Annotated in this window: 20 protein-coding genes; 9 read left to right on the forward strand and 11 right to left on the reverse strand. The window is 72.6% G+C overall.

The genetic code is table 11. The features are described 5' to 3' along the window. Positions 1–65: 65 nt before the first annotated feature. From purE to mca, 6 genes are all read right to left on the reverse strand, one after another. A complete protein-coding gene (purE, locus tag GA0070609_RS24405; protein ID WP_088995942.1) occupies positions 66–557 on the reverse strand; it encodes a 5-(carboxyamino)imidazole ribonucleotide mutase in 492 nt (163 codons plus the stop codon). A gap of 152 nt (positions 558–709) precedes the next feature. Then, positions 710–1,897: a 5-(carboxyamino)imidazole ribonucleotide synthase gene (locus tag GA0070609_RS24410; protein ID WP_088995943.1), complete on the reverse strand. Its 1,188-nt coding sequence runs from the start codon at positions 1,895–1,897 to the stop codon at positions 710–712. Positions 1,898–1,934: 37 nt separating this feature from the next. After that, the gene (locus GA0070609_RS24415; RefSeq protein ID WP_088995944.1) at positions 1,935–3,977 is read right to left on the reverse strand and encodes a thioredoxin domain-containing protein; all 2,043 of its coding nucleotides are present in this window, start codon (positions 3,975–3,977) and stop codon (positions 1,935–1,937) included. Positions 3,978–4,017: 40 nt separating this feature from the next. Then, positions 4,018–6,507 (reverse strand): putative bifunctional diguanylate cyclase/phosphodiesterase, encoded by a 2,490-nt coding sequence (locus tag GA0070609_RS24420; protein ID WP_231928918.1) that lies wholly within the window; start codon positions 6,505–6,507, stop codon positions 4,018–4,020. Positions 6,508–6,725: 218 nt separating this feature from the next. Further along, entirely contained in the window at positions 6,726–7,019 is a 294-nt protein-coding gene (locus GA0070609_RS24425; RefSeq protein WP_088995946.1) for a hypothetical protein, read from the reverse strand. Positions 7,020–7,067: 48 nt separating this feature from the next. Next, entirely contained in the window at positions 7,068–7,949 is an 882-nt protein-coding gene (gene mca / locus GA0070609_RS24430) for a mycothiol conjugate amidase Mca (protein ID WP_088995947.1), read from the reverse strand. A 196-nt stretch (positions 7,950–8,145) separates the two neighbouring features. On the opposite strand from mca, the gene GA0070609_RS24435 reads away from it, so the two are divergent. Beyond that, a complete protein-coding gene (locus GA0070609_RS24435; protein WP_088995948.1) occupies positions 8,146–8,580 on the forward strand; it encodes a DUF4307 domain-containing protein in 435 nt (144 codons plus the stop codon). A 138-nt stretch (positions 8,581–8,718) separates the two neighbouring features. Next, a complete protein-coding gene (gene greA / locus GA0070609_RS24440; RefSeq protein WP_088995949.1) occupies positions 8,719–9,216 on the forward strand; it encodes a transcription elongation factor GreA in 498 nt (165 codons plus the stop codon). 64 nt (positions 9,217–9,280) lie between these two features. On the opposite strand, the gene ilvA is transcribed toward greA, so the two are convergent. The 3 genes from ilvA to GA0070609_RS24455 form a co-directional block, all read right to left on the reverse strand. Continuing rightward, a complete protein-coding gene (gene ilvA, locus GA0070609_RS24445) occupies positions 9,281–10,501 on the reverse strand; it encodes a threonine ammonia-lyase (protein WP_088995950.1) in 1,221 nt (406 codons plus the stop codon). A 139-nt stretch (positions 10,502–10,640) separates the two neighbouring features. Further along, positions 10,641–12,038, reverse strand: coding sequence for an amidase (locus GA0070609_RS24450; protein WP_088995951.1), 1,398 nt, complete (start codon positions 12,036–12,038; stop codon positions 10,641–10,643). Between the two features lie 16 nt (positions 12,039–12,054). Continuing rightward, entirely contained in the window at positions 12,055–13,197 is a 1,143-nt protein-coding gene (locus GA0070609_RS24455) for a cystathionine gamma-synthase (RefSeq protein WP_088995952.1), read from the reverse strand. 123 nt (positions 13,198–13,320) lie between these two features. On the opposite strand from GA0070609_RS24455, the gene GA0070609_RS24460 reads away from it, so the two are divergent. Both GA0070609_RS24460 and GA0070609_RS24465 read left to right on the forward strand, forming a co-directional pair. Next, positions 13,321–13,740 (forward strand): HIT family protein, encoded by a 420-nt coding sequence (locus GA0070609_RS24460; RefSeq protein WP_088997942.1) that lies wholly within the window; start codon positions 13,321–13,323, stop codon positions 13,738–13,740. A gap of 218 nt (positions 13,741–13,958) precedes the next feature. Next, a complete protein-coding gene (locus tag GA0070609_RS24465; RefSeq protein WP_157748291.1) occupies positions 13,959–15,563 on the forward strand; it encodes a hypothetical protein in 1,605 nt (534 codons plus the stop codon). Positions 15,564–15,682: 119 nt separating this feature from the next. On the opposite strand, the gene GA0070609_RS24470 is transcribed toward GA0070609_RS24465, so the two are convergent. Beyond that, positions 15,683–16,192: a hypothetical protein gene (locus GA0070609_RS24470; protein ID WP_157748292.1), complete on the reverse strand. Its 510-nt coding sequence runs from the start codon at positions 16,190–16,192 to the stop codon at positions 15,683–15,685. A 337-nt stretch (positions 16,193–16,529) separates the two neighbouring features. On the opposite strand from GA0070609_RS24470, the gene msrA reads away from it, so the two are divergent. The 3 genes from msrA to GA0070609_RS24485 all read left to right on the forward strand — a co-directional run bounded on the left by msrA (position 16,530) and on the right by GA0070609_RS24485 (position 18,928). Then, positions 16,530–17,192 carry a peptide-methionine (S)-S-oxide reductase MsrA gene (gene msrA / locus GA0070609_RS24475; RefSeq protein WP_088995955.1) on the forward strand — a complete coding sequence of 221 codons (663 nt, stop codon included), beginning with the start codon at positions 16,530–16,532 and terminating at the stop codon, positions 17,190–17,192. A 277-nt stretch (positions 17,193–17,469) separates the two neighbouring features. After that, a complete protein-coding gene (locus GA0070609_RS24480; protein WP_088995956.1) occupies positions 17,470–18,141 on the forward strand; it encodes a hypothetical protein in 672 nt (223 codons plus the stop codon). Between the two features lie 178 nt (positions 18,142–18,319). Then, the gene (locus tag GA0070609_RS24485) at positions 18,320–18,928 is read left to right on the forward strand and encodes a class F sortase (protein WP_408630609.1); all 609 of its coding nucleotides are present in this window, start codon (positions 18,320–18,322) and stop codon (positions 18,926–18,928) included. A 200-nt stretch (positions 18,929–19,128) separates the two neighbouring features. On the opposite strand, the gene GA0070609_RS24490 is transcribed toward GA0070609_RS24485, so the two are convergent. Next, complete coding sequence (locus tag GA0070609_RS24490; RefSeq protein ID WP_088995958.1) at positions 19,129–19,440, reverse strand: hypothetical protein; 312 nt, start codon at positions 19,438–19,440, stop codon at positions 19,129–19,131. A gap of 417 nt (positions 19,441–19,857) precedes the next feature. On the opposite strand from GA0070609_RS24490, the gene GA0070609_RS24495 reads away from it, so the two are divergent. Both GA0070609_RS24495 and ngg read left to right on the forward strand, forming a co-directional pair. Beyond that, positions 19,858–21,642, forward strand: a complete 1,785-nt coding sequence (locus GA0070609_RS24495; protein WP_088995959.1) for an N-acetylglutaminylglutamine amidotransferase — start codon at positions 19,858–19,860, stop codon at positions 21,640–21,642. Between the two features lie 2 nt (positions 21,643–21,644). Further along, complete coding sequence (gene ngg, locus GA0070609_RS24500; protein ID WP_088995960.1) at positions 21,645–23,465, forward strand: N-acetylglutaminylglutamine synthetase; 1,821 nt, start codon at positions 21,645–21,647, stop codon at positions 23,463–23,465. Positions 23,466–23,512 lie beyond the last annotated feature (47 nt).

A 23,512-nucleotide genomic window follows, 5' to 3' on the forward strand; every position in this document is an offset into this window, starting at 1 on the left:
CCGGCAGGCGACCCGATCCCACGGCACCCGATCCGGGCGGGCAGCGCCGCGGGCGCTCCGGCGGGTCAGGCCAGGGAGGCGCGGAGGGCGGCGTCCTTCTCGGCCACCAACTGCTCCAGGTCGGCCTGGTAGGCCGACATCCGGTCGAGCAGGGCACGATCGGCCGCGGCCAGGATCCGGACGGCGAGCAGCCCGGCGTTGCGGGCGTTGCCGATCGAGACGGTGGCCACCGGCACGCCGGCCGGCATCTGCACGATGGAGAGCAGCGAGTCCATCCCGTCCAGGTGCTTCAGCGGCACCGGGACGCCGATCACCGGCAGCGGGGTGACCGAGGCGACCATGCCGGGCAGGGCCGCGGCGCCACCCGCGCCGGCGATGATCACCTTCAGGCCGCGGTCGGCGGCGGCCCGGCCGTAGTCGATCATCTTGACCGGGGTGCGGTGCGCCGAGACGACCTCGACCTCGTAGGGCACCTCGAACTCGGCCAGCACCTCGGCGGCCGCCTTCATGGTGGGCCAGTCCGAGTCGCTACCCATGATCAAGCCGACGGTGCTCACTCGTGCCTGCCTTTCGTTCGCGACTGCGGGGCTCGCAAGCTCACTCCTCGCGCTCACCGAGCCGGCCTTTCGTTCGCGACTGCGGGGCTCGCAAGCTCACTCCTCGCGCTCACCGAGCCGGCCTTTCGTTCGCGACTGCGGGGCTCGCAAGCTCACTCCTCGCGCTCACCGCGACCCTCCCGCAGCCAGCGGGCGGCCCGCGCGGCCCGCGCCCGTACCTCGTCCAGATCGTCGCCGAGCAGCGTGACGTGCCCGATCTTGCGGCCGGGGCGTACCTGCTTGCCGTAGAGGTGCACCTTCGCGCCCGGCTCGGCGGCGAAGAGGTGGTGCAGCCGCTCGTCGATCGACATCCCGCCCGGCTCGCCGCCGAGCACGTTCGCCATCACCACCACCGGCGCGGTCAGCGCGGTGTCGCCCATCGGGTAGTCGAGCACCGCCCGCAGGTGCTGCTCGAACTGTGAGGTGCGGGCGCCCTCGATGGTCCAGTGGCCGGAGTTGTGCGGCCGCATGGCCAGCTCGTTCACCATGATCGCCGGCCGGCCGGCGGGGTCGGCGACCTCGAACAGCTCGACCGCGAGCAGCCCGACCACGCCGAGCGCGGTGGCCAGGTCGATGGCGAGCTGCTGGGCGGCGACGGCCAACTCCTCGGGCAGGTCCGGCGCGGGGGCCAGCACCTCGACGCAGATCCCGTCCCGCTGCACCGTCTCGACCACCGGGTACGCGGCGACCTGCCCGAACGGCGAGCGGGCCACCTGCACGGCCAGCTCGCGGCGCAGCGGCACCCGCTCCTCGACGATCAGCCGGGTCCCGCCGGCCAGCAGGGTGCCGGCCAGCTCGGCGGCCTGCGCCGGGCCGTCGACCAGCCAGACGCCCCGGCCGTCGTACCCGCCGCTGGCCGCCTTGAGCACCACCGGCCAGCCCACCTCGTCGCCGAAGCCGACCAGGTCGGCGGGCTCGCCGACCGGCCGCCAGGCCGGGTTGGGCGCGCCCAGCTCGGTCAGCCGCTCGCGCATCGCTCGCTTGTCCTGGGCGTACCGCAGCGCCTCGGCCGGCGGAAAGAGCTTCACGCCCTCGGCCGCCAGGGTGCGGATGTGCTCGTTCGGCACGTGCTCGTGGTCGAAGGTGACCACGTCACAGCCCTTGGCGAAGGTGCGCAGCGCGGCGAGGTCGGTGTGGTCGCCGTACTGGACGTCGGCGGCGACCAGCGCGGCGCCGTCGTCGGGGGCGAGCGCCAGCACGCGCAGCGACTGGCCGAGGGCGATCGCGGACTGGTGGGTCATCCGGGCCAGCTGGCCGCCGCCCACCATGCCGACAACAGGCAGACCGGTACGGGAATCCATAGCGGCGCCAGCCTATCCGGCCCGGCCGCCGCCGCCCCTACCGGCCGGCGAGCTGGGCGATCAGGTCGTCCACGCCGGTGACCGGGCGATCGCAGACGAAACCCCGGCAGACGTACGCGGTGGACCGCCCGTCGACCATCGTCCGGTCGGCGAGCAGCGGCACCCCCGGCTGGTCGGCCCGGCCGGCCACGACCACCGCCCCGGGTGGAGCGTGCCGGTGCGCCGCCGCGACCAGCGGGTCCCCCGCCGGGTCGTCGGTGACCACCGCGATCTCGTACGGCCCGGAGAGCAGCGCCTCGCCGGCGGTGGCCGCGTACCCGGTGAACCGGGCGTGCCGGCCGACGATCGGCGCGACGGTGCCGAGCGCCGCCTCGGCCGCCTCCCGGTAGCGCTGCTCACCGGTCAGCGCCGCGTACGCCACCAGCGCGGCGACGATCGCCGACCGGCCGGACGGGGTGGCGTTGTCGGTGGGGTCCGCCGGCCGGGTGACCAGCCGCTCGGCGTCGTCGGCGGTGTCGTAGAAGCCGCCACCGGGTGCGGCGAACCGCTCCAGCGCGACGTCCAGCAGCCGACCGGCCAGCTCCAGCCAGCGCCCCTCGCCGGTGAGCTGGTGCATGGCGCAGAACGCCTCGGCGACGCAGCCGTAGTCCTCCAGCACCCCGACCGGCTCACCGACCACCCCTGCCCGGGAGACCCGGCGCAGCCGACCGTCGACGACGTGCACCTTCGCCAGGTGCTCGGCGGCGTCGCGCATCGCGCCGTCGGTCACGATGACGACGCCCTCCATCAGGTTGGCGTCCTCGTCGTCCGGGCTCGCGTAGAGCGCGGCCACCTGCTGGAACTCGGCGATGGCGGTGATCGCCAGGCCGTTCCAGGCGGCCACCACCTTGTCGTCCCGGGCCGGTTGCGGGCGGGTGTCCCGTGCCGTCAGCAGCCGGCCGACGGCGCCCTGCCAGCGGGCCCGGACCGCCGGGTCGGCGTCGTCCACGTCGCGGGCCAGCTTGAGCACGCTGGTGCCGTGCTCGAACGTCCCCTCCGGGGTGACGCCGAACAGGTCGGCCGCCCACCGGCCGTCCTCCTCGCCCAGCGCCGCCACCAGCTGATCGGGGGTCCAGACGTACGTCAGGCCCTCGACGCCCTGGGTGTCGGCGTCGAGAGCGGACGCGAAGCCCTCCCCCGGCCGGTGCAGCTCGTCGGCGAGGAACCGGGCGGTGTCCCGGGCCACCCGCCGGGCCAGCCGGTCCCCGGTGAGCCGCCACAACTGGGTGTACGCCCGCAGCAGCAGCGCGTTGTCGTAGAGCATCTTCTCGAAGTGCGGCACGGTCCAGTGCCCGTCCACCGCGTAGCGGGCGAAGCCGCCGGCGAGCTGGTCGTAGATGCCGCCCCGGGCCATCGCCTCGCAGGTGTGCCGGACGATCTCCAGGCTGCGCTCCGAGCCGGTGCGCTGATGGTGCCGGAGCAGGAACAGCAGGTTCATGTGCGGCGGGAACTTCGGCGCGCCGCCGAAGCCGCCGTTGGTCTCGTCGTACTCCTTGGCGAGCTGGTCGGCCGCGGCGTCGAGCAGCGCGGCGTCCAGCGGCGCGGTGGGCCCGCCCACGGCCTGGGCGCCACCGATCGCCTCGACCACCGCGGCGCCCTGGCGCAGCACCGCCTCCCGCTGGTCGCGCCACGCGGTGGCCACCGACTGCAACAGCCGGACGAAGTTGGGCCGCGGGTAGTAGGTGCCGCAGAAGAACGGGGTGCCGTCCGGGGTGGCGAAGACGGTCATCGGCCAGCCGCCCTGGCCGGTCATCGCCTGGGTGGCGGTCATGTAGACCGCGTCCACGTCCGGCCGTTCCTCGCGGTCCACCTTGATGCACACGAAGTCGTCGTTCATCAGCGCGCCGACCTGCTCGTTCTCGAACGACTCGTGGGCCATCACGTGGCACCAGTGGCAGGCGGCGTAGCCGACCGAGACGAGCACCGGCACGTCCCGCCGCTTCGCCTCGGCGAACGCCTCGTCGCACCACGGCCACCAGTCGACCGGGTTGTCGGCGTGCTGGAGCAGGTACGGGCTGGTGGCGTCCGCGAGTCGGTTCACCCGACGACCATAACCAGCCGCCGCCCGACCTGCCGGTCGGTCAGGAGGCGTCGTCGGCGCGCAGCGGGAAGACGTTGGGCCGGGCCTCGTCGAGCAGCGTGCCGAGCACGGCGCCGATCTTGTCGGCGGGCATCGGCTTGAAGAAGTGGTAGCCCTGGGCGGCGGTGCAGCCCAGCTCGGCCAGGGCGATCCGCTGCTCGGCGGTCTCCACCCCCTCGGCGACCACCCGCAGCCCCAGCTCGTGGGCGAGCCCGACGGTGGTCCGGACGATCGCCGCCGCCTCCGGGGAGTCCGCCATCCGGATCACGAAGGACCGGTCCACCTTGAGCTCGTCCACGGCGATCCGGGTGAGGAAGGTGAGCGAGGAGAAGCCGGTGCCGAAGTCGTCCACCGCGAGCTGCACGCCCATCGACCGGAGGGTGGCGAGCACCTCGTCGATCACCTCGAGCTCGCTCATCACCACGGTCTCGGTGATCTCCAGGACCAGCCGATGCGGCGGGACCTGGTGCCGGCGCAGCGCGTCGGCGATCTCGGCGGGCAGCCGCGGGTCGAGCAGGCTGCGCGCCGAGAGGTTCACCGAGATCGGGATCTCCAGCCCCTCGCGGGCCCAGCCGGCGGCCACCGAGAGCGCCTTGTCCAGCACGTAGCGGGTGAACGTGCCCAGCTGCTCGCTGTTCTCCACCGGCCGGATGAAGTCGTGCGGGCCGAGCCAGCCGCGGCGCGGGTGCCGCCAGCGGATCAGCGCCTCCACCCCGGTCGGCGCTCCGCTGGCCAGGTCCACCGCCGGCTGCAGCGCCAGCACCAGCTGGTCGTCGGCGGCCAGCGCCTCGCGCAGCTCGGCCAGCAGGGCCAGCTGGTCGGTGCTGGCCGCGTCCCGCGCCGAGTCGTACGCGGCGACGTTGCCGCCGCCCTCCTTGGCCTGGTACATGGCGATGTCGGCGCGGCGCAGCAGCTCGGTCAGGTCGGCGGTGCCGGCGTCGGCGACCACCACCCCGACGGAGACCTCCACGGACATCCGCACCCCGGCCACCTCGGTCGGCGCGGCCAGCCGCTCGGCGATCTCGCGGGCCTGGCGCAGCGCGTACGCCATCGGGGCCGTCCGGCCGCCGAGCACCGGGACTGAGGTGAGCAGCAGCGCGAACTCGTCGCCGCCGAGCCGCCCGAGCAGGTCGCCGGAGCGGGCCAGGGTGCCCAGCCGGCTGGCGGTCAGCCGCAGCAGCTGGTCGCCGGCCGCGTGCCCGAGGGTGTCATTGACCTCCTTGAACTGGTTGATGTCCAGCAGCAGCAGGGCCACCGGGTGGTCGTGCGCGAGCTGCCGCAGCGCCTGGTCGCCCTTGCTGAGCATGGCCGCCCGGTTGACCAGGCCGGTGAGCTGGTCGTGCACCGCCTCGTACGACGAGCGGGCGGTGACCAGCCGCAGCTCCCGGTGGGTCGCGGCGTCGTGCAGCGCGGCGGCGAGAGCGTCACCGAAGGCGGCCACCGCGTCGTGTTCCCGGGCGCTCGGCGGTGCCGACCGGGGGAACCGGACCCGCAGTTCGCCGACCCGGGCGGTGCCCACGGTCAGGGTGCGGACCAGCTCGTGCTCGTCGGGCTCGGCCCGCCCGGGCGGGCCGACCTCGCGGTCGACCACCTGGCCGGCGGCGTCGGCCCGGTAGCGGCGCCACCGTCCGTCGCCCCGGGCCACGTCGACGTCGACCAGCTCGGCGTTGAACAGGGTCACGGCGCCGGTCACCGCCGCGGTGGCCACCCCCCGCTCGTCGAGCTGGTTGAGCGCGGCGGTGGCGTCGGCGAACGCCCGCCAGGTACGCCGCTCCTGGTCGGCCCGGAGGCGGTGCCGGTAGGTCTGCTGAAGCAGCCAGAGCGGCGGCGGGAGCAGCAGCAGCCAGTGCGCGTCGAGTTCCAGCAGGGTCACCACGGTCAGGCCGACGGCGACGTTGCCGACGAACATCAGCAGCTTGCCGCGGAGCGCGGCGAGCAGCGGCGGCCCGATCGGCACCCCGTGCCGCAGCGCCAGGGTGACCCCGCCCAGCCATGCGCTGGCGAACAGGTAGGTGACCGAGCCGGCGACCACGGCGAGGGCGAGCGCCGGGGTCGGCGCGGCCAGCAGCGGCTGGCCCAGCGCGGTGGTGACCGACACGGCGAGCGCGGTGGCGGCGGTGAGCGACACCGCGATGCGGACCACCTCGAGGGCGCTGCGACGTTCGCCGAACAGCGAGATCACCGACCAGGCCAGCCCGGCGCCGAGCAGGGTGGCCGCGGGCAGCCAGCCGCCCGGCACCAGGTAGAGGCAGATGATCAGCGCGGCCTCGCCCCAGGTGATGCTGACCATGCCGGTGGCGGCGCGGAACCGCAGGCGGGCCAGCTGGGCGAGGGCGAGGACGGCGACCGCGACGCCGAACCGGGCCGGGCCGCCGAGCGGGTCATCGGCCGGCAGCCGGGCCGGCAGGGTCAGCCCCACCGTGGCGGCGACCAGCGCGGTGACCGCGACCGCGGCGGTGAGCAGGAGCACCCGTGGCGGCGTGTCGCGCAACCCGAGCCGGTCGAACTCCGTACCGGCCCGATCGGAGGTCACCGACCCCCTCCCGTCCACCGGCGGAGGGTACGGCGGGCGGCCGCGACTGTGACGGTCATCGGCGCCCCCTCCCGCGCACGGCTCGGGGACGCGTGGTCCCCCCGGCGGAAGGCTAAGCCAAACCCGGTGGCCGCAACAGGGGGCGACGACCCGGTTCGGCGTGAATCATGCCGGGACTAGCCGTTGCGCTCCTGCTGACGCCCGTTGGGAGCGTTCGCGGATGAATCCTGCGCGGCGGTCCCGTCTGTCGGATCGGCGACTGCGGCGTCCGCCCGACCCGGCTCGCCCGACTGCGCCTGCCCGGGGAACCGGTCCGGCAGCCGGCGCAGCCGGGAGTTCATGTTGCGGATCAGCAGAACGGTGGCGGTGCCCAGCAGCAGGATGAGGAGGAGGCCCATCGGGCCGGCCAGGCCACCCGTGCGGGTGTCCCCGAAGTTGTTCTGGGCGAGCACCTGGGCAGCGGTCAGCATGGCGTTCCTCCGATGTGCGACTGGCACCCAGCGTAACGCCGGGCCGGATCAGCGGGCATGCGCCGTCTCGCGCACGCCGGCGAAGAGGTCCGACTCGGGCAGCGGGCTGTCGACCATCGACCGGGCGAGCTGGAAGTCCTCGGTGGGCCAGGCACGGCGCTGGAGCTCCATCGGCACCTGGAACCAGAAGCCGTCCGGGTCGACCTGGGTGGCGTGGGCGCGCAGGGCGTCGTCGCGGACCGGGAAGTATTCGGCGCACTCGACCCGGGTGGTGATCCGGCTGCCCTTGTCGGGCCGGTCCTCCCAGCGCTCCAGCCACTCCTGGTAGGGCGACTCCAGGCCGGCGGCGAGCATCGCCTCGTGCAGGGCCATGATCTTGCCCTTGGAGAAGCCGACGTCGTAGTAGAGCTTGAGCGGCTGCCACGGCGCGCCGAGTTCCGGGTAGCGCTCCGGGTCGCCGGCCGCCTCGAAGGCCGCCACGCTGACCTTGTGGCACATGATGTGGTCGGGGTGCGGGTAGCCGCCCTCCTCGTCGTACGTGGTGACGACGTGCGGACGGAACTCGCGCATCAGGCGCACCAGCGGCCCGGCGGCCACCTCGACGTCCTGCAGGGCGAAGCAGCCCTCGGGCAGCGGCGGCAGCGGGTCGCCCTCGGGCAGCCCCGAGTCGACGAAGCCCAGCCAGGCCTGCTCGATGCCGAGGATCGCCCGGGCGGCGTCCATCTCGGCGCGGCGGATCTCGCCGATGTTGGCCCAGACGTCCGGCCGGTCGAGCTTCGGGTTGAGCACGCTGCCGCGCTCACCGCCGGTGCACGTCACGACCAGGACGTCCACCCCCTCGGCGACGTACTTCGCCATGGTCGCGGCGCCCTTGCTCGACTCGTCGTCCGGGTGGGCGTGGACGGCCATGAGTCGCAGTTGCTCTGCCAACGTGCGCTCCTCGTTCGTGCCCAGCGGCGGGCCCCGACCCCGGGACCACCTGCTGGCCTGCTGACCTGCCGAAATCCTCCCCGCCTCGAGGACCGCCGGCACCGAGGTGTCATCCTTGAGTGGCGAAGCCGGGCCGGGAGGATGGACTCTCATTCTTGCCGATACCGCCGACAACAACGCCAGGAGATACCCGCCGGTGACCGAGACGCACGCCACAATCCCCCCGGGCACGCCCGTCTTCCCGCCCGGGCGGTACGGCCGCCGCCGCCAGCCCGGCCGCCGCCGCCCGCTGCTGGCGGCGCTGCTGGCGGTGGTCCTGGTGGCGCTGCTCGGGCTGGTCGCGCTCCGGCTCTACCGGCAGTACGGCGATCCGAACTACCAGGCCCAGGTGATCACGTACACCGACATCACGGACACCCAGGTGCTGGTCAACTTCCGGGTGACCGTGCCGGACGGCGGATCCGCGGTCTGCGTGCTGCGGGCCCGGGACCGCGCCGGCGCCGAGGTGGCCCGCGAGGAGGTGACCGTGACCGCCCCGCCCGGCGAGCGGCAGATCAGCACGGTGCACCACCTGGCGACCAGCGGCCGGCCCTTCATCGGCGAGGTGCTGCGCTGCCGACCGGCCAGCTGAGCGCCAGCTGAGCGGCCACGGTGCGCACCGGCGCCCGCATCGGGCACCGGTGGTGATCGGCGACACCTCGTGTCGTACCGCACTGGTAACTTGGAAGTTCACCTGTCAGCCAGCCACGCACATCTGAGGAGATCGCCTGTGTCCAACGGCAACGAGGCGCCCGCCACCTGGCTGTCCCAGGACGCTTACGACCGCCTGAAGGCCGAGCTCGACGAGCACATCGCGAACCGGCCGGTCATCGCCGCCGAGATCAACGCGCGGCGCGAGGAGGGCGACCTGCGGGAGAACGGCGGCTACCACGCGGCCCGCGAGGAGCAGGGCAAGGCCGAGGGCCGCATCCGCTACCTCCAGGAGCTGCTGCGGACCGCCAAGGTCGGCGAGGCGCCGTCCGTCGACGCGGTGGCGCCCGGCATGGTCGTCACGATCTACTTCGACGACGACAAGGACGACACCGAGACCTTCCTGCTCGGCTCCCGGGAGATCGCGTCCACCACCGACCTGACGGTCTACAGCCCCGAGTCGGCGCTCGGCAAGGCGATCCTGGACTGCAAGGCCGGTCAGACCTGCACCTACACGGCGCCCAGCGGCGCCGACATCAAGGTGACCGTGGTCAGCTTCGAGCCGTTCTCCGGCTAGGCCAGCGCCGGGCGCGCGGCGTCCGGCGGCATCGCGTACGACCGAGGCGTGGCACCGGCGGGTGTCACGCCTCGGCCGCGAAGACCACCTGATAGCCGCTGGCCCGCAGCGCGCTGATCAGCGTGTCGGAGTGCTCCACCCCGCGGGTCTCCACCGACAACGCCACCTCCACCTCGCCCAGTCGCAGGTGCGGGTTGACCCGCTGGTGCTCCACGTCCACCACGTTCGCCCGGTGCTCGGCGATCTCGCCGAGCAGCGAGGCGAGCTGGCCAGGACGGTCCGAGCAGCGCACGGTGAACCGCAGATAGCGGCCGGCGGCGGCTAGGCCGTGCTCGATCACCCGCAGCATCAGCAGCGGGTCGATGTTGCCACCGGAGAGCACCGCGACCACCGGCGCCTCGACCTCCACCACGCCGGCCAGCAGGGCGGCCACCCCGACCGCGCCGGCCGGCTCCACCACCTGCTTGCCCCGTTCCAGCAGCATCAGCAGCGCCCGGGAGATGTCCTCCTCGGAGACGGTCACCACCTCGTCGACCAGCTTGCGGACGTGGGTGAAGGTGATCTCGCCCGGCCGGCCGACGGCGATGCCGTCGGCGATGGTGGCGAACGCGGGCAGGCGTACCGGCTCACCGGCGGCGAGCGAGGGCGGGAAGGCCGCCGCACCGGCCGCCTGCACCCCGATCACCCGGACGTCCGGGCGCAGCGCCTTGGCGGCGACCGCCATTCCGGAGATCAACCCGCCGCCACCGACCCCGGTGACGATCGTCCTGACGTCCGGGCACTGCTCCAGGATCTCCAGCGCCACGGTGCCCTGGCCGGCGATCACGTCCCGGTGGTCGAACGGGTGGATCAGCACCGCGCCGGTGCGCTCGGCGAAGGTCTGCGCCGCGACCAGCGACTCGTCGACGTTGGTGCCGACCAACTCGACCTGCGCGCCGTACCCCTTGGTGGCGGCCACCTTCGGCAGCGGCGCGTTCACCGGCATGAAGACCGTGGCGTGCGTGCCGACCAGGCCGGCGGCGAGCGCGACCCCCTGGGCGTGGTTGCCGGCGCTCGCCGCGACCACGCCGCGGGACCGTTCCTCCTCCGACAGCCGGCAGATCCGCACGTACGCGCCGCGCACCTTGTACGAGCCGGCCCGCTGGAGGTTCTCGCACTTGAGCCACGCCGGCCCGCCGAGCGCCGCGCTCAGCGGGCGGGAGGGCTCCAGCGGGGTGGTGCGGGTGACGCCGGCGAGCAACTCCCGCGCGGCCCGTACGTCGGCGAGGCCGACCAGTTCCGTCATGCCCCGATCGTGCCACCCGCCGATGACGGACCGGCGGCGACGCCCCCGCCTCGCCACGTCTGAACGGTCGGTCCCGGGTCGCCCACGGAACGCACCGACCGCCCCGGTCAGGCAGGGCGGGAAGCGCCGGCGCGGCGGGTCAGACGGGGGCGGGGATCCGCGGGTAGCCCGGGGCGTGCCGGGACCAGGGGGCCTGCATCTCGAACTGGCCGGCCACGCCGAGCAGCAGCAGCTCCGAACCGGGCGGGCCGACCAGTTGCACCGCCACCGGCAGCCCGTCCGGGCGACGGCCGACCGGCACCACCAGCGCGGGCAGGCCGGCGACGTTCCACGGCGCGGCGTACGGGGCGTAGCGGATGTTCGCCACCATGTTGGCCCGCCAGGACCGGCCGGACCAGTGCGCGGCCTCCGGCGGCGGGCCGGCCAGCGCCGGGGTGAGCAGCAGGTCGACCGAGTGGTCGGAGAAGAAGCCGATGGACCGCTCCCGCCAGGCGGCCCGGTCGGCCTCCCGCACGTACCCGCGCCGCTGCGCCCAGTCACCGAGGGCGACGTGCCGGCGGCTGCGCGGTTGCAGGCTGCGCCGGTCCAGCCCGGCGGCGCGGGCGTCGGCGGCGGCCGCGGCGAACCAGGTGGCGATCCCCTGCAGGCCGAGCCGGGTCGGGTAGACCGGGTCGGCGGGGACGGTGTCGTGCCCGGCGGCGGCGAGCAGCCGGCCGGCGGCCGCGACCGCGTCCCGGTTCGGCTGGTCGGGGCGGACGCCGCGGACCGGTGAGCGGAGCGAGACGCCGACCCGCAGCCGCTGCGGCGGGACCAGCTTCTCCGGCCGGCGACCGGCCAGCACCGAGAAACCGACCGCCGCGTCGGCGACCGTGGTGGTCAGCATGCCGTGCTCGGTGAGGCCGAACCAGTCCTCCGCGCCGAGCTGGCAGGGCACCACGCCCCGGCCGGGCTTGAGCCCAACCAGGCCGCAGCAGGCGGCCGGGATGCGGATCGAGCCGAGGCCGTCGTTGCCGTGCGCGATCGGCACCAGGCCGGCGGCGACCGCGGCGGCCGCTCCGCCGGAGGACCCGCCGGGGGTGCGGCCGGTGTCCCAGGGATTGCGGGTCACCGCCGTCTCGTCGTCGGTCAGGCCCCAGAGGCCGAGTTCCGGCATCCGGGTCACCCCGAGGATCACCGCGCCGGCCCCGCGCAGCCGGCGGACCACCTCGTGGTCGGCCTCCGCCACGCCGGTACGCACCGCGGCCGACCCGTTCCAGGTGGGCAGCCCGGCGACCGGGGTGTTCTCCTTGACCGCCACCGGCACCCCGGCCAGCGGCAGGTTGGCCAGGTCCTCCTGCTCGTCGACCTTCTCCGCCTCGGTGATCGCCTCCCCGCCGCGCACGGTACGGAACGCGGCGAGGTCGGCGTCGGCGCGGGCGATGTGGTCGAGGTGGTCGGCGACGACCTGGGTGGCGGAGACGTCGCCCCGGCGTACGCCGCGGGCGATCTGCTTGGCGGTCGCCCCCACCCAGGTCGGCATGATGTCCTGCACGGCCACCCTCCCCAGCCAGCGGTCAGCCCAGCGCCTGCTCCAGATCGGCGAGCAGGTCGTCGACCGTCTCGATGCCGACAGACAGTCGCACGAGATCGCCGGGAACTTCAAGCGGCGAGCCGGCAGCACTTGCGTGTGTCATCCGGCCCGGGTGCTCGATCAGGGATTCCACCCCGCCGAGCGACTCGGCGAGCACGAAGAGCTTCGCCCGGTTGCAGATCTCCACCGCGTGGTCCTCGCCGCCGGCCGCGCGGAACGAGATCATGCCGCCGAACCGGCGCATCTGCTTGGCGGCCACCTCGTGCCCGGGGTGCGCGGGCAGGCCCGGGTAGATGACCTCGGCCACCTTGGCGTGCCCGTCCAGGTACGCGGCGATCCGCTCGGCGTTGTCGCAGTGCCGGTCCATCCGTACGCCCAGGGTCTTGATCCCGCGCAGGGTGAGCCAGGCGTCGAACGGGCCGTTGATCGCGCCCATCGCGTTCTGGTGGTAGCGCAGTTCCTCGCCCAGCCCGGCGTCGGCCGCGATCAGCGCCCCACCGACCACGTCGGAGTGACCGCCGATGTACTTGGTGGTGGAGTGCACCACCACGTCGGCGCCGTGCGCGATCGGCTGCTGCAGGTACGGCGAGGCGAAGGTGTTGTCGACCACCAGCAGGGCACCCGCGTCGTGCGCGACGGCGGCCAGCGCGGCCAGGTCGGCGATGCCGAGCAGCGGGTTGGTCGGCGTCTCCACCCAGACGATCTTCGTGCTGCCGGGGCGGATGGCGGCCCGGATCGCGTCCGGGTCGGAGACCTTGGCCGGGGTGAAGTCCAGGCCCCACCGCTCGGCGACCCGGGCGAAGAGGCGGTACGTGCCGCCGTACGCGTCGTCCGGGATCACCACGTGGTCACCCGGCTTGCAGACGGTGCGCAGCAGGGTGTCCTCGGCGGCCAGGCCGCTGGCGAAGGCGAGCCCGACCGGGCCGCCCTCCAGCGCCGCGAGGCACTCCTGGAGCGCGTCGCGGGTCGGGTTGCCGGAGCGGCTGTACTCGTAGCCCTGGCGGGGCGCGCCGACGGCGTCCTGGGCGTAGGTGCTGGTCTGGTAGATCGGTGGGATCACCGCGCCGGTGCGGGCCTCGGGGTCCTGACCGGCGTGGATGGCGAGCGTCTCGAAGCCGTGACTCATTCCCGGAACGTTAGTCGTCCAGCCCGTCCCAGCCCATGGAACCCACCCCGCGTCATGCTGCGGCCTGAGCCCCTCTGCCTGCGGCGTTGGGCGGGGCTGGGCCCGCGGCCCTAGCCTGTGGCGATGGCGGGGTGCGTGTTCTGCGGAATCGTGGCAGGCGAGGTGCCGGCGTTCCGGGTCACCGACGAGCCGGACGGCGTGGCGTTCCTGGACACCCGGCCGGTGTTCAAGGGGCACGTGCTCGTCGTGCCCCGCACGCACCTGGTGACGCTGGGGGACCTGCCGCCGGAGTCGCTGTCCGGATACTTCGGGCTGGTCCGGCGGCTCGCCATCGCGGTCGAGGCCGGCTTGGCTGCCGGCGGCACCTTCGTGGCGATGAACAACAAGGTCTCCCAGTCCGTGCCGCACCTGCACACCCACGTGGTGCCCCGGACCAAGGGCGACGGCCTGCGCGGCTTCTTCTGGCCCCGCACCCGTTACGCCGACGACGCCGAGGCGACCGGCTACGCGGAGCGGATCGAAGCCGCGCTTCCGGCTGGCTGAGAGACACCGGCATTCCGCTCGCCCAGAACAGAAATCGCGCAGCGAGGATCGGCGCGCTACGCAATTGGCAGACATTCGCGGTAAGAATTCACAATGAAGCGGATGTTAAATTGTCGGGCTGGCGACTCTTACAATGACCGATACCGATCTGATGGAAAGGTGCGTTCTGCCTGGGCGGGGCATCGGGCCCTGCCCACACCCGTTGTGAGGGAGTGCAGATGGCACGACGAACGACAGTGGGCGCCGTCGCGTTGGCGACCGTGGCCGCGCTGCTGCCGCTGACACCGGCCACCGGTGCGAGCGCAGCACCGGTGGTCGAGAGTGCACCCGCCGAGGCGGCTGCCCGGACGGCGACCGCCACCGTCCGGCCGGAGGGGCCGCTGCGGCGCTCGACGGCCACCGCCAAGCAGATGGCGGACCTGGACCAGCGGCACCGCGAACTGCGGGAACGGATCGCCTCGACCCAGCCCGGGACGGCCGCGGGTCAGCGCACCCTCGACCGGCCCCGGCAGGTCCCGCAGACCGAGGCGGGCGGGGAGGTGACCGCCCAGTCACTGCTGATCCGGCGCAACAACGCCAACACGCGTGCGTCGGCGGTGAGCAACACGCTGGGCGAGACCGCAGCGGCCAACGAAGGCTCCTCGGTCTTCTACACCGGAAACACGTACGCGTCGTATTCCACCAACGACGGCGTCACCTGGACCGGGGTCGGCCTGCCGGCCGGGCCGGCCGACGCCCCCAACGCCTGCTGCGACCAGGACGTCGTCCGCGCGCACAACACCGACCGCATCTTCAGCATCCTGCTCTACACGAATGCGGCGCTGAACAATGGCGGTGTCCGGATCTTCGTCCGTGACAATCCCGCCAGCGCACCTTTGTGCACCTACTACATCGATCCGGGCGGCGCCGCCAACGATGTACTGCCGGACTATCCGCACATCGGCCTCAGCGCCAATGCCCTCTATCTGACCGTGCAGAACCAGCGCGCCGGTTCCTGGATCGGTTCACAGATCATCCGGTTCAATCTGGCGCAGATGTCGGCTTGCACCACCGCCACCACCCACACCCTGACCCATGTCGGGTCGGTCGGCCAGCGGGTCTTCACCCCCGTCGAAGGTGCGCAGGGCTCGACCACCATGTACTTCGGGGCGATGGAGAACTCCAACTCGTTCCGCATCTTCAGCTGGGCAGAGTCGAGCACATCGGTTCCGCAGACCGTACGCACCATCAGCTCGTCCAACTTCAGCAACCCCGACTGCCGGGGCGGTACCGGCAACTTCGACTTCATCGAGCGGGCCACGTCCTGGACGGCGGCCGGATTCCGGATGCGCGGGGCACTCCACGGCAGCCGGGTCACCTGGTACTGGCACTCCGCGCCGACCGGCGGCATCACGCAGGGGCACGTCCGGGCGGCGTCGTTCCGCACCTCCGACCTGACGCTGGTGGAGGAGCCGCACATCTGGAACGCCGGGCACTGCTTCGGCTACCCGGTGGTGAGCGGCAACGTCTTCGGTGACCTAGGGATCTCCATCGCCGCAGGTGGTGCCGCCGGTGGTGGGGGCGCGGCGGCGCAGGGCTACGTGGGGGTGGACGACACCCCGGGTAACCCGATCGCCTTCGGCACCGTGATCCTGACCGCCTCCGGCACGCACAACCGCACCGACGGTCGGTACGGCGACTACTTCACGGTCCGCACCAACGCGAAGTGCCAGCAGACCTGGGTCGGCACCAACTACGCGCTGTCCGGCGGCAACACGACGTCCGCCCACGTCAACGCGCGGTACGTCGAGTTCGGTAGCACCCTCGACTCGGGCTGCTTCTGACCCTCGGGACCGGGTGGGTGGTCGGGCGACCGGTCACCCACCGCCGTGCGTAGGCGCGTCCCTCGGCGCGGACCGCGTTCCGCTGCCCGACGCGCGGGTATGGCCTCGTCCCGGCGGTTTCAGCCGATCCGGAAGTCCGCCGAATGGACCCGCTCGGCCACGGTCCCCTCCGGCGTGGACGACCGGCGGAAGCCGAAGGTGATCCGGTAGGACCCGGCCGGCAGCGGCGTCGCCGAGAAGCTGCTGCCGGCCGTGTCGAGCCGGAGTTCGCGCCGTTCACCCGGTGCCCATACGACGACGCTGCTCGCCCGTTCGACGCCGCAGTTGTCGTAGCCGGTCCAGGTCCCGTCCTCGCGGCGTTCCAGCAGCACCGGGGAGCAGTCGGTCCTGAGGTCGTCGGCGAAGAGGGTCCGTCCGCTGTCGTTGGCCACCGTGAGCACGATGACCTCGCCCGCCCGATAGCGCTCGGCCGCGACGGTCACCGTGACCCCACCTGTGGTTGCGGTGGGGCCGGCCGTGGCCGGGGCGGCGTCGGGGGCCGACCGGGCGCAGCCGGCGAGCACGACGACGCCGAGGATCGCGACGGCGGGGAGGTACCCGCTCCATCTGCTCATAGCGGTCAGACGCATCGCCACCTCGAGCCGTTCCGGTCGGTCGGATGGCCGGCATCCGCCCGGATCTCGGGCGAGCGAGTTCAGCGCGCGTAGCGGGTGATCGCCGCCCACCTACCACCCCGTGCAGAAAGTAGTGACGCGATCACCGACAAGGAGGCGACGCCACCCGCGCAACCTGCGACGTCGGGGCAGGTTCGATGCGTGGGACGCCCGGTCTGGTGCTGACTTGTCCGGTGAAGCTCCCGGGCCGCCCTGGATGTGACGTAACCGCGCCTGACAGCGGGTCGGACGGGTAAGGAATACGGGTTTGCCGGCGTTGCAGGCTGCGAAGGGTACGAGAGGAGTCCCCACCGTGTTCCTGCGCCGCATGAAGGCCGAGATGATCACCCCGGAGCAGGCCCTGCCCGGCCGCCTGATCGCGATGCCCGTCGCCGACCGGCACGAGGTCCTTGGCACCCCGCTGAAGGGCCCGTTCCCCGAGGGGGCACAGGTCGCCGTCTTCGGGATGGGCTGTTTCTGGGGCGCCGAGCGGCTGTTCTGGACGCTGCCCGGCGTGATCACCACCTCCGCGGGCTATGCGGGCGGCTACACGCCGAACCCGACGTACGAGGAGGTCTGCTCGGGCCGCACCGGGCACGCCGAGGTGGTCCAGGTCGTGTACGACCCCACGCAGATCACCTACGAGGACCTGCTCAAGGTCTTCTGGGAGAACCACGACCCGACCCAGGGCATGCGCCAGGGCAACGACGTGGGCACCCAGTACCGGTCGGCGATCTACACGACCACCGACGACCAGCTCGCCACCGCGGAGGCGTCCCGGGACGCGTTCGCGCCGATCGTGGCCCGCGCGGGCAAGGGTGAGATCACCACGGAGATCGATCGGCTCGGCGACTACTACCTCGCCGAGGACTACCACCAGCAGTACCTCGCCCCGACCAAGAACCCGAACGGCTACTGCAACCACGGCCCCAACGGGCTGAGCTGCCCGGTCGGCATCGCCCGCACCGGCGACTGAACGCATTGACGAAGAGGGCCCGCAGCCAGGTGCTGCGGGCCCTCTTTCCCCGTCCGGTCGCTCTGTGCCGGCAGGTCGGAGAGGTTGCCCCGGACTGGGCCGAGACCTTCCCGAAAGCGGCTTTCCTCGTATATAACGTGAAAGCGCTACACATATAACCACTACCCCCAATCGCGTCATAAACCTGGAAAACGTTCCGATTTGGCATGAACACTCCTAACGTTCCTCGTGGCTCGTCCTCCTGAGCCGACCACTGAAGGGAGTGAGGATCATGTCGATGAGGTTTCTGACCAAGCTCGCCGGCGGGGTGGCGCTGGGGAGCGCTGCCCTGCTGCTCGGTGCGCCCGCGACCGCGTTCGCCGCGACCGACGACGGAGCGACCAAGGAGCCCAGGAGTTCCCACGAGGAGAAGTCGAAGAAGAAGTCGGACGGCGGGCACGATACGTACAACCTGCGCGACAAGGAGGGCAAGGAGCTCGTCTGCGCGGCCAACAAGCAGACGAACGAGCTGAACGTCTCCAACATCATCAAGGGCAACACCATCACGGACAGCGTGATCGTCATCACGCAGAATGTCGCGAGCTCGCAGACGAACGAGAGTGGACCACGCACCATCGTCTGCATCCGCGACCTCGAGTTGGACGCGAAGGTGGAGGCGGATCTGCTCGGCGACCTCTTCAAGATGGTCGAGCGGTCCGGTATCGGCCGGGTCGCCTCGCCGGCGGGCCAGCGTGCCGGCAAGGCCACCGAGCCAACCGTCGCGTACGCGGGTCCGGAAGGTGCCTGGGTGTTCCCGGCGACGGGCAGCGTCGCGGCCGGTGACGGTGGCGCGTTCACCGACGCCAACACCGGTGCTCTGGTGACCACCGGTGCCGGCATGATGGGCGTCGCCGCGCTCGTTGGCATCGCTCTGCTGCGTCGGCGGTCCGCCAATGGCACCGTCGCCTAGGTCGACCCCGAGCGTCAGCGGCCGCCACGGTTTCCCGTGGCGTGCCGCTGGCCTCGTTCTGGTGGTTCTTTTCACGCTCACCGGGGCAGGACTGATCGGGCTCGGGGTCACGGCTGCTGATCCGGTCCGGCCGCCACAGCCCGATCCCGCCGCCGCACCGGCGTTCCTCCTCCCACCGGTGGCGGAGGACGCCGCCGCACCGGCCCCGACCCCGAGCGCATCGCCGGCCGCCGGTCAGGCGCGCGGTGCTCGCGGCCGCGACGCCGGTCGTCAGTCCGGCGCGGCCCAGCCGTCGCCCTCACCGACGGCGGCCGGGATGCCGCGGTCGCAACCCACCCGCATCAAGATCCCGCGAATCGGCGTCGACGCACCGACGGCTCCGCTCGGGCTGGACCGGAACCAGCAGATCGCGGTCCCGCCGCCCCAGCAATCCAATACGGCCGGGTGGTACAAGCTGGGACCGAGCCCCGGTGAGGCCGGGACCGCGGTGGTGGTGGGCCACGTCGACTCCCGCGCGACCGGGAGGGCTGTCTTCTTCCGGCTGGGTGCGCTCAAGCGGGGAGACAGCATCGAGGTGCTCCGCAAGGACGGCAGGACAGCCCGATTCACCGTCGACGGAGTAGCCCGCTACCCGAAGAACAAGTTCCCGTCCGCGCTGGTCTACGGCCACACCGGCAAGGCGCAGCTCCGGTTGATCACCTGTGGTGGTGGCTACGACAAGGCGGCGAGGTCGTACAAGGACAACGTCGTGGTGTTCGCGAGCCTGGCTGCGGGGCGTGTCGCGTGAGGCGGTGAATGGCGGGCGGCTTCACGTGCGGGCGGCGACGGCCAGCTCCGAAGCCGGGAAACCGAGGTGCGTGGTCCCGGCACCGCTGCACCCGAGAAGGACGAGGCCAGCGGCCGCCACGGGGAGACCGTGACGGCCGCTGGCACTCCTGGTCGCCTCAGGCGGCCCAGCCCACCGGCCAGCCGACGCTGTCGAGCAGATCAGTCCAGCTCCAGGTCCAGTTCCACGTCGTTGATGCAGACATTGACGATGTTGTTGTTTGGACCAAATTCCGTGCTGTTCTCCTGGTTGACGGACTGCTCAACGACGATGGCAATCTCGCTGTCCTCGATGAAGTTCCTCTCGAAGACGCTGACGGCGGCCGCTTCGTTGGACTGCTCGATGGTGCCGCAGGTGTTGCTGTCCGACGCCTCGCCGTCGTAGGCCATCGCGGCTGTGGGCGTGCCGAGCAGCAGGGCGGCACCGCCCAGGGCGACCGCGCCGGCGAGCTTGGCCAGGTACCTCTTCGACATGTTTCCTCTCCCTTCCGGTCGGCTCGGTAGATGAGCCACGACAAACGTAAGGAGGATTCATGTCCGGTCGCGCCGGTTTCCGGGTTTCTGCGGCAAACCGACCTACAGATGATAAGTGTAGTTTTTTCGGCTTTGGGGCGTCAGGCCCATCTGGTCAACTCGCGCGCCCTCTGAGCATCTTGAGCTCGGGCGAGGCAGTCTGGCTGGCACCGCCGAAGCGTCGCCCCGACTGGGGGGTTTATCACAGCAGCGGGCGGCTGAGATCCGCCCAGGGTGACGGCCTACGACACGAACGGCCACCGTCGCCCCGCCCACGACCACGGTACGTGAGCGGGGGTGCGGATTGTAGCAACTCTTCACACGATCGTCATCGTCTCAACAGGCGAATCGCAACATCCTCTGGCAGCATGGCCTCGCATGTGCGGACTTGCGGGTGAGTTCCGCCGTGACGGTCTACGCGCCGATGTGGCGGCGGTGGAGCGCATGGCGGCCACGATGAGTGACCGAGGGCCCGACGACAGCGGCGTGTGGTCCCAGGGGGCGACGGCCCTGGGACACCGACGGCTGAAGATCATCGACCTTTCCGCGGCGAGCGGTCAGCCACTGGTCGACCCGGACGCCGGGTTGACCGGCGTCTTCAACGGCTGCGTCTACAACTACCGGGAACTGCGGGCGGAGCTGACCGCCCGGGGCCACCGCTTCTTCTCCACCGGCGACAGCGAGGTCGTGGTCAAGGCGTACGCCGAGTGGGGCCTCGACTTCGTCGACCACCTGGTCGGCATGTTCGCCGTGGCGATCACCGAGCGGGACACCGGCCGGCTGGTGCTGGCCCGGGACCGGCTCGGCATCAAGCCGCTCTACCTGGCCGAGACGCCGGGCGTGGTGCGGTTCGCCAGCACCCTGCCGGCGCTGCTGGCCGGCGGCGGGGTCGACACCAGCCTCGACCCGGTCGCCCTCGCCCACTACCTGAGCTTCCACAGCATCGTGCCACCGCCGCGCACCATCCTGCGCGGGGTGACCAAGCTGCCCCCGGCCACCGTGCGGGTCTACGAGCCGGACGGCCGCACCCACGAGCGGGTCTACTGGGATCCCTCGTTCACCCGGGACACCGGCCGGGCCGGCTGGTCCGCGCAGGACTGGCAGGACGCCCTGCTGGAGTCGCTGACCACCGCCGTACGCCGACGGATGGTCGCCGACGTGCCGGTGGGCGTGCTGCTCTCCGGCGGCCTGGACTCCAGCCTGGTGGTGGCCCTCCTCGCCGAGCAGGGGCAGCGCGGGCTGGCCACCTTCTCCATCGGCTTCGACGCCGTCGGCGGCCGGGAGGGCGACGAGTTCGTCTACTCCGACCTGGTGGCGAAGACCTTCGACACCGACCACCACCAGATCAGGGTCGCCGCCGGCGACCTGGTGCCGCCGCTGGAGGCCGCCGTGGCGGCCATGAGCGAGCCGATGGTCAGCCACGACTGCGTCGCGTTCTACCTGCTCAGCGCGGAGGTCGCGAAGCACGTCAAGGTGGTCCAGTCCGGTCAGGGCGCGGACGAGATCCTCGGCGGCTACCACTGGTACCCGCCGCTGGCCGGCGTCGACCGGGAGCGGGCCCTCGACACGTACGCCAGCGCGTTCTTCGACCGGGACGCGCCCGGACTGGCCCGGGTGCTCAACCCGGCGTGGCTGGCCGACGGCGACCCGGCCCGGGAGTTCGTGGCCGCGCACCTGGCCCGGCCCGGCGCGCAGACCGCCGTCGACGCCGGCCTGCGGATCGACACCCAGGTGATGCTGGTCGACGACCCGGTGAAGCGGGTGGACAACATGACCATGGCGCACGGCCTGGAGGCCCGGGTGCCGTTCCTCGACCACGAGTTCGTCGAACTCGCCGCCGGTTGCCCGCCCGAGCTGAAGCTGGCCCAGGGCGGCAAGGGCGTGCTCAAGGAGATCGGCCGTCGGGTGCTGCCGCACGAGGTCATCGACCGGCCCAAGGGCTACTTCCCGGTACCCGGCCTGACTCACCTGGAGGGGAAGCTGCTCGGCCGGGTCCGGGACGCGCTCACCGCCCCCGCCGCCCGCCGCCGTGACCTGTTCCGCGCCGACTACGTCGACGCGCTGCTCGCCGACCCGAACGCCGAACTGACCCCGCTGAACGGAAACAAGCTGTGGCAACTCGGACTCCTGGAAATGTGGCTCCAGAGCCACGGAATCGACTGACCGTGACCGACACCATCGCGACCGGGATGGCGCGGCTCGACCGGGCCCGCGGCGACGTCCGGCGGTACGAGCGGGTCGGTCCGGGCGGCGACCCGGTGGCGCCAGGCGGCGACGAGCGGCCGGCCGACGACGCGGGCGTGGTGCTGGACTGCGGCTGGGGCCGCCTGGTCTTCGGGCAGACCTTCGCCGACCAGGCGGAGGTCGCCGACGTGCTGCGCTCCGAGGCGGCCGGCTCCCGGGACATCTGCATCTACCTGCGGGACCCGCACGTGCTGGTCTCCCGGCTGCCGGACGAGCTCTTCATCGACCCGTCGCTGACCTACCGGCTGTCGCTCGGCGCGAACCGGCGGGCCGCCGCCGACCCGCCGGTCGACCTGCCCGGGGTACGCGTCCGGCCGCTGCGCGACGCCGCCGACGCGGACGCGGTCAACCGGATCTACGCGGCCAACGGGATGGTCACCGCACCGGTCGACGTGCTGGTCGCCAACGCCCGCACCGACCGCTTCCTGCACCTGGTGGCCGAGGCGGCCGACGGCGCGATCGTCGGCACCGTCACCGGCGTGGACCACGTCGCGGTCTTCGCCGACCCGGAGCGCGGCGCCAGCCTGTGGTGCCTCACCGTCGACTTCAACCGGGCCCCGCCCGGCACCGGGCAGGCGCTGATCACCGAGCTGGCGTCCCGGTTGGTCGACCGCGGCCGGGCGTACGTGGACCTGTCGGTGCTGGCCGAGAACGAGGGGGCGATCCGGCTCTACGAGCGGCTCGGCTTCCACCGGACCGCCACGCTCTGCGTGAAGCGGAAGAACCCGATCAACGAGCGGCTCTTCCTGCCCGCCCTGCCCGAGGGCTACGACCGGCTCAACCCGTACGCCCGGATCGTCGCGGACGAGGCGATGCGGCGGGGCATCCGGGTGGAGGTGACCGACCCGGCCTGGGGCGAGCTGCGGCTGACCAGCGGAGGCCGGACCATCCTCACCCGGGAGTCGCTGTCGGAGCTGACCTCGGCGGTGGCGCTGAGCCGCTGCGACGACAAGCGGGTGACCCGGCGGATCCTCGCCGAGGCCGGCCTGTCGGTGCCGCGCGGCCGGACCGCCACCGGCGACGCCGGCGACACCGCCTTCCTGGCCGAGGTCGGCCGGGTGGTGGTCAAGCCGGCCCGCGGCGAGCAGGGCAACGGCATCACCGTCGGGGTGGCCAGCCCGGAGGCGCTGGCCACCGCGGTCGAGCTGGCCGCCCGGTTCTGCCCGGACGTGCTGATCGAACAGCTGTGCGCCGGCGAGGACCTGCGGGTGATCGTGATCGACCACGAGGTGGTGGCCGCGGCGGTGCGCCGGCCGGCCGCGGTCACCGGGGACGGCGTGCACGACATCGCCGAGCTGATCGAGCGGCAGAGCCGCCGCCGGGCGGCCGCCACCGGCGGCGAGTCCCGGATCCCGGTGGACGACCTGACCCTGGACGTGCTGGCCGAGGCCGGCTACGGCCTGCACGACGTCCTGCCCGAGGGGGAGGTGCTGGTGGTGCGCCGGACCGCCAACCTGCACACCGGCGGCACCATCCACGACGTCACCGGCGAGCTGCACCCGGAGATCGCCGAGGCGTGCGTGGCCGCGAGCCGGGCACTGGACATCCCGGTCACCGGGCTGGACCTGCTGGTCGGCTCCCCCGACCGGCCCGAGCACGTCTTCATCGAGGCGAACGAGCGGCCCGGCCTGGCCAACCACGAGCCGCAACCGACCGCCGAGCGCTTCGTGGACCTGCTCTTCCCCGGCACCCGGGCCCCGCAGCGGCTCTGGTCGCCGGCCGGCCCGGGAGGTGCCACGTGAGCGAGCGGAGCGAGCGAATCAGCAGGCTCAGCGCGCAGGTGCCTCAT

This window comes from Micromonospora echinaurantiaca (genome assembly GCF_900090235.1).
Classification (GTDB): Bacteria; Actinomycetota; Actinomycetes; order Mycobacteriales; family Micromonosporaceae; genus Micromonospora; species Micromonospora echinaurantiaca.

Excerpts from the sequence above, each read along its gene's own strand:
- GA0070609_RS24410 (WP_088995943.1), bottom strand. The coding sequence starts at position 1,897 with ATGGATTCCCGTACCGGTCTGCCTGTTGTCGGCATGGTGGGCGGCGGC.
- GA0070609_RS24425 (WP_088995946.1), bottom strand. The coding sequence starts at position 7,019 with ATGCTGACCGCTGCCCAGGTGCTCGCCCAGAACAACTTCGGGGACACC.
- ilvA (WP_088995950.1), bottom strand. The coding sequence starts at position 10,501 with ATGACGGAACTGGTCGGCCTCGCCGACGTACGGGCCGCGCGGGAGTTG.
- GA0070609_RS24455 (WP_088995952.1), bottom strand. The coding sequence starts at position 13,197 with ATGAGTCACGGCTTCGAGACGCTCGCCATCCACGCCGGTCAGGACCCC.
- GA0070609_RS24460 (WP_088997942.1), top strand. The coding sequence starts at position 13,321 with ATGGCGGGGTGCGTGTTCTGCGGAATCGTGGCAGGCGAGGTGCCGGCG.
- GA0070609_RS24465 (WP_157748291.1), top strand. The coding sequence starts at position 13,959 with ATGGCACGACGAACGACAGTGGGCGCCGTCGCGTTGGCGACCGTGGCC.
- GA0070609_RS24470 (WP_157748292.1), bottom strand. The coding sequence starts at position 16,192 with ATGCGTCTGACCGCTATGAGCAGATGGAGCGGGTACCTCCCCGCCGTC.
- GA0070609_RS24480 (WP_088995956.1), top strand. The coding sequence starts at position 17,470 with ATGAGGTTTCTGACCAAGCTCGCCGGCGGGGTGGCGCTGGGGAGCGCT.
- GA0070609_RS24490 (WP_088995958.1), bottom strand. The coding sequence starts at position 19,440 with ATGTCGAAGAGGTACCTGGCCAAGCTCGCCGGCGCGGTCGCCCTGGGC.
- GA0070609_RS24495 (WP_088995959.1), top strand. The coding sequence starts at position 19,858 with ATGTGCGGACTTGCGGGTGAGTTCCGCCGTGACGGTCTACGCGCCGAT.